The sequence below is a fragment of the uncultured Campylobacter sp. genome (genome assembly GCF_938040115.1).
Classification (GTDB): Bacteria; Campylobacterota; Campylobacteria; order Campylobacterales; family Campylobacteraceae; genus Campylobacter_A.
Genome location: NZ_CALHXD010000037.1, coordinates 1 through 4304, shown reverse-complemented (window position 1 = coordinate 4304; position 4304 = coordinate 1). Strand labels below are relative to the sequence as shown.

The window sequence follows — 4304 nt, the reverse complement described above, 5'->3', positions numbered from 1 at the left end:
AACCGATTGAGACGAAAGAGAGCTGGGCGTAGTCAAACGGCAGCCCTTCGCCTGCGCGCACGGGATTATAGAGTACGGCCTCGTCGGTCGGTATGTTTCGCAGGCTAGTATTTGCCGTCGTTATCGCAGGTAGAGAGACTTTACCGAAGCTCTCTACGCTCGCGTTTTTGCGCACTTTTTCAAACCATTCGTTTGGTATTTTGCGCATATTTGAGAAATAATACTGCCTTTTTGCCGTGTTTTTATAGTAATCTAGCGCCCAAAAAGCGTCTTTTGCAGTGGTTGAGGGTGCTTTTAGATCAAGTGCGCTAAAGCGTTTTTGCAGCAGAGCTTCGCCGTTACTTTGCGCCTCAAAAGGCAGTATCGGCAACGCTTTTGCATTTTGATCGACGTCAAATTTTAGATAACTGATGTGGCCTAAATTTTCGTCCGCGCTCTCCTCGGGCATATCGTATGCGGGCGCGGCGTTAGCACCTTGATCCGGTAAATTTACCGCTCTTGGCGCATCTTTTGGCGATGCGCAACCGCCCAGCATCGCTAGCGCCGTCGCTACGGAAAATATAAATTTGCAAATTTTCAATCTAGCTCCTTAAAAATAAGCTATAATTTTACAAAAAATTAGGGAAATTTGTGTTAAACCAGCTGCTAGACATCTTAAAAAAATCAAACGTCTTTCTTACCGGGCGCGGTGGCGTGGGCAAAAGCCACCTCACGCAAGCGGTCATCAAGCACTATAAAAGCGAGCTAAAAAACGTCGTCGTGCTGGGCAGTACCGGCATCGCAGCGGTAAACGTCGGCGGAGTGAGCGTGCATAGTTTTTTTAAATTCGGCATTTGCTCAAACCTCGAGGAGCTGCGCGGCTATGACCGTAAACAACGCGGAAAGCTTGGCGAACTAAAAAAGATGCTCGACGTCTGCGATCTCATCGTGATAGACGAGATCTCGATGATCAGCGCGGGGCTGATGGATATGATTTACTACCGCTTGATGAGCTCGCGATTCGTCGGGCGCGTGATGCTCGTGGGCGACTTTTACCAGCTGCCGCCCGTGCGAAAAAACGGCGATGACGGTAGCTCGCTCTTTAAATTTCTCTATGCTTTCAACTCTAGCTCGTGGCATGAATTTGAGTTTAAAAATATCGAGCTAGTCGTCTCAAAACGCACGAAAGATAAGAAATTTTACGATATCTTATCCATGCTTCGCGTTGGGCGACTGAGCGAAGAGGTATTTAGCTATATTGAAAATTTACGCGTGCCAAGCGTGCAGGTAGATGGCGATACCAGCGTGCTTTTTGGGCGAAATTACGAAGCGGACGACCTAAACAACAAGATGCTCTCTAAACTGCCAGCGCCGCTTGAAAGAGCCGAAGCGCTAGTGGAAATTTACGATGAAAATTTAAACGAAAACGCGCTGGATCGCTGGATCGCAAACCTCTACGCGCCTGAAATTTTAAATATAAAAATCGGCGCGAAAGTTATATTTACCGTAAATAAATGGGGCGAGTACTATAACGGCGAGCGCGGGCAGATAATGCAAATTTTAAAAGAAAACGGCGAGATAAAAAGCGTCATCGTGCAAAAAGCTAACGGCGAGATCGTCGAGGTTGAGCGCGCGAGATTTGACATGAGCGAATTCGTGATGGCAGGAGAACATCTCGAGGAGCGCGCGAGGGCGTCTTTGACGCAGTTTCCGCTAAAGCTAGCCTACGCGATCACGATCCATAAATCCCAAGGCATGAGTATCGAAAATTTAGTGTGCGACCTAAATCATATCTTTGCCAACGGACAGCTCTACGTCGCGCTCTCGCGGGCGATCGATCCGAAAAAACTGAGGATATTTTACGGCAAAAGTCGGCCGTTTAGAGAGTATTTGCAAAGCGTCGTTAAAATAGACGAAGAGGTCGAGAAATTCTATCTTGAAAACAAATTTGAAAACATTAAGGAAGACGTATGAAAAAGATTTTTGCGCTGGCTTTTGCCGCGGTTATGGCCTTTGCCGAGACGCTAAATATCGATAACTTTGAAACCGATCTATACTCCAGAGACGCCAAAAGCTCGATCAAAAAAGTAAGCGTAAGCCTGCGTCTGGAGGGGCGCGACGTCGCGGATAACGAAGCGTACGTGCTTGACGCGCTAAACGTCGTTATCGGCAGCTTTTACGTCGAGGATCTGCTAACCTCGCTCGGCAAGGAAAAATTTAAAGAAACTCTTGTTAAATACACCGCCAAAAAGCACTCGATCGATATCGACGAAGTGCTCATCATCTCGCTAAAAACCGTGCGCGAACCAAATATCGAAGAGCTACTTGAAGCGCTAAAAAACGTCAAAACTACGGGCTCAAAAAGATCGCAAAAAGAGCAGGTCGAGGACATCTTGCGAGGAAATAAAAATCAGCTAAAACCGATGGATTTAAATCAGATAGATGATTTTGGCAAGGATTTTGGAGAGCGATAAAAATTTGGGATTAAATTTATAAATTTTACGCACCGAGACCCGAGTCTCGGCGGTGCTAAATTTTGGTTTCTCTGAAATTTAAGCTTTTTCTTTTTTTTTGGAGAGGAAAGGGGGGTTGTAATTACGAAGCGTCGCCTTTCTTTGCTTCGGCTTTGCCTCGCAACTGCCAAAAGCAGACCCTCTCCAACCTCACTGTACGTGAGAAGTTGTTGCGCTACGCGCAGGTTAAATTTAGCGCTTTCTTGCCGCGTATTCAAATTTACGTTTTCAAGATGAGGGTCTCGGTGCGTCAAATTTGCAAATTTATCTTCAAATTTGAGCGTAAAACGAAGTATCGTGAGATGATTTTTCGAGTTTTGAAGCAAAATTGAGCGTGCGCTAGGCATATAGCCTGCGGAGCGAAAATTTTGCGAAATCTCGGAAAAGCACTCGCGAGACAAGCCGCTATTTCAGCGACTTTTCCGCCCACTTTCTTACTTCTGAATCTACTTCAAAGATCCTGCTTTCGCTCTCTATCTTCTCGTTTTCAAACCTCTTTGCCGCAGCTAAAACCGTTCGCGAGATATCCAAAAATCCGCACTCGCCGCGCAAAAATTTATACACGGCGACTTCGTTTGCGGCATTTATCGCAACGCCAAGATCAGGGTTTTGCAAAGCCTGATCTTTTAGCAAAAAGATAGGATATTTTTTCAAATTTATCTCGCCGAATTTTATATTTTTTAGCGTTTTTAGGTCCAAATTCGGCACGATTTGCCCGTTTTTCGTATCGGCGGCGCTCAAATTTAGCGCCCCATCCTCGCCCAAAATCGCATGCGCGATGGCCAAAATCATATCGGTTTTAGATAGATGCGCCGTAGTCGAGCCGTCGGCAAACTCCACCAGCGCGTGAACCGTGGACGTGCGCTCGATGAGCGCCTCGATATCCCGCACACCGTAAAGCCAAAAGGCCTCCAACGCCTCAAAAAGCTTGTTCGCCATCGTCGCGCTGTCGATCGTGATCTTTGCGCCCATGCTCCAGTTCGGGTGTTTTAGCGCGTCTGCGGCGCGGGCGTCTTTTAGGGCTTTTAGCGGTGTTTTGTAAAAGGCGCCGCCTGAAGCCGTGATGACGAGCCTAGCGACCGGGGTTTTGTTCGCGAGCAAGAATTTAAGCCCGAAATGCTCGCTATCTATCGGATTTATCGCGCCCCTATCTAAAAATTTGCCGCCTGCAACGAGGCTTTCTTTATTAGCAAGCGCTAGCTTTTTGCCCAGCTTTTGCGCGGCTAAGCTCGGAGCCAGTCCCGCAAAGCCCACTAGAGAGTTTACGACGCGCTCGCTCTCGCACTCTTTTAGCATATCGCAGATACCCTGCGCGCCTGCAAAAATGCGCTTGTGCTTTACGAATTTAGCAAATTTTGGCTCGGCGATACAGACGAATTTGGGCTTAAATTCGGCGATTTGCTCGTTTAAAAGCTCGTAGTTTGACGCGCAGCTCAGCGCCTCGATACTAAGGCCGAATTTACGGGCTAGATTTAGGGTATTCGTCCCGATCGAGCCCGTCGAGCCCAGCACTACCACGATAGCGTCCAGAGCATCGCCGCGACGCCAAACAGATAGCCGTCGACGCGGTCAAGCATACCGCCGTGGCCGGGTAGCAGAGTGCCGCTATCCTTGACGCCCGCGCGGCGCTTTAAGTAGCTCTCGAAAAGATCGCCCCAAACGCCGAAAACCGCAACCAAAAACGCCGTGATGAGGCTATGCCAAAAGCTATCGGTCAGCACCCAGCCAAAGCCCGCGCCAAAGACCGTAGCCACGGCGATACCGCCTACTACGCCTTCCCAGGTTTTATTAGGCGAAGTCTCGCTAAAGGCG

General features: G+C 48.2%; 5 protein-coding genes. 2 read left to right on the top strand and 3 right to left on the bottom strand.

The features are described from left to right. Positions 1-580, bottom strand: a 580-nt coding sequence (locus Q0314_RS01530) for an NlpC/P60 family N-terminal domain-containing protein (protein WP_298055745.1), incomplete at its 3' end; no start/stop codon positions are given. A 50-nt stretch (positions 581-630) separates the two neighbouring features. Between Q0314_RS01530 and Q0314_RS01525 the strand changes: the two genes are divergently transcribed. Then, positions 631-1953 carry an AAA family ATPase gene (locus Q0314_RS01525; RefSeq protein ID WP_298055743.1) on the top strand — a complete coding sequence of 441 codons (1323 nt, stop codon included), beginning with the start codon at positions 631-633 and terminating at the stop codon, positions 1951-1953. Further along, complete coding sequence (locus Q0314_RS01520; RefSeq protein ID WP_298055741.1) at positions 1950-2453, top strand: hypothetical protein; 504 nt, start codon at positions 1950-1952, stop codon at positions 2451-2453. Before Q0314_RS01525 ends, Q0314_RS01520 begins: the two co-directional genes overlap by 4 nt. A 444-nt stretch (positions 2454-2897) precedes the next feature. Here the strand turns inward: Q0314_RS01520 and dxr are convergent, their stop codons facing one another. Beyond that, complete coding sequence (gene dxr, locus Q0314_RS01515) at positions 2898-4010, bottom strand: 1-deoxy-D-xylulose-5-phosphate reductoisomerase (protein WP_298055738.1); 1113 nt, start codon at positions 4008-4010, stop codon at positions 2898-2900. Further along, positions 4004-4304, bottom strand: a 301-nt coding sequence (locus Q0314_RS01510; RefSeq protein WP_298055736.1) for a phosphatidate cytidylyltransferase, incomplete at its 5' end; no start/stop codon positions are given. The genes dxr and Q0314_RS01510, both read right to left, overlap by 7 nt.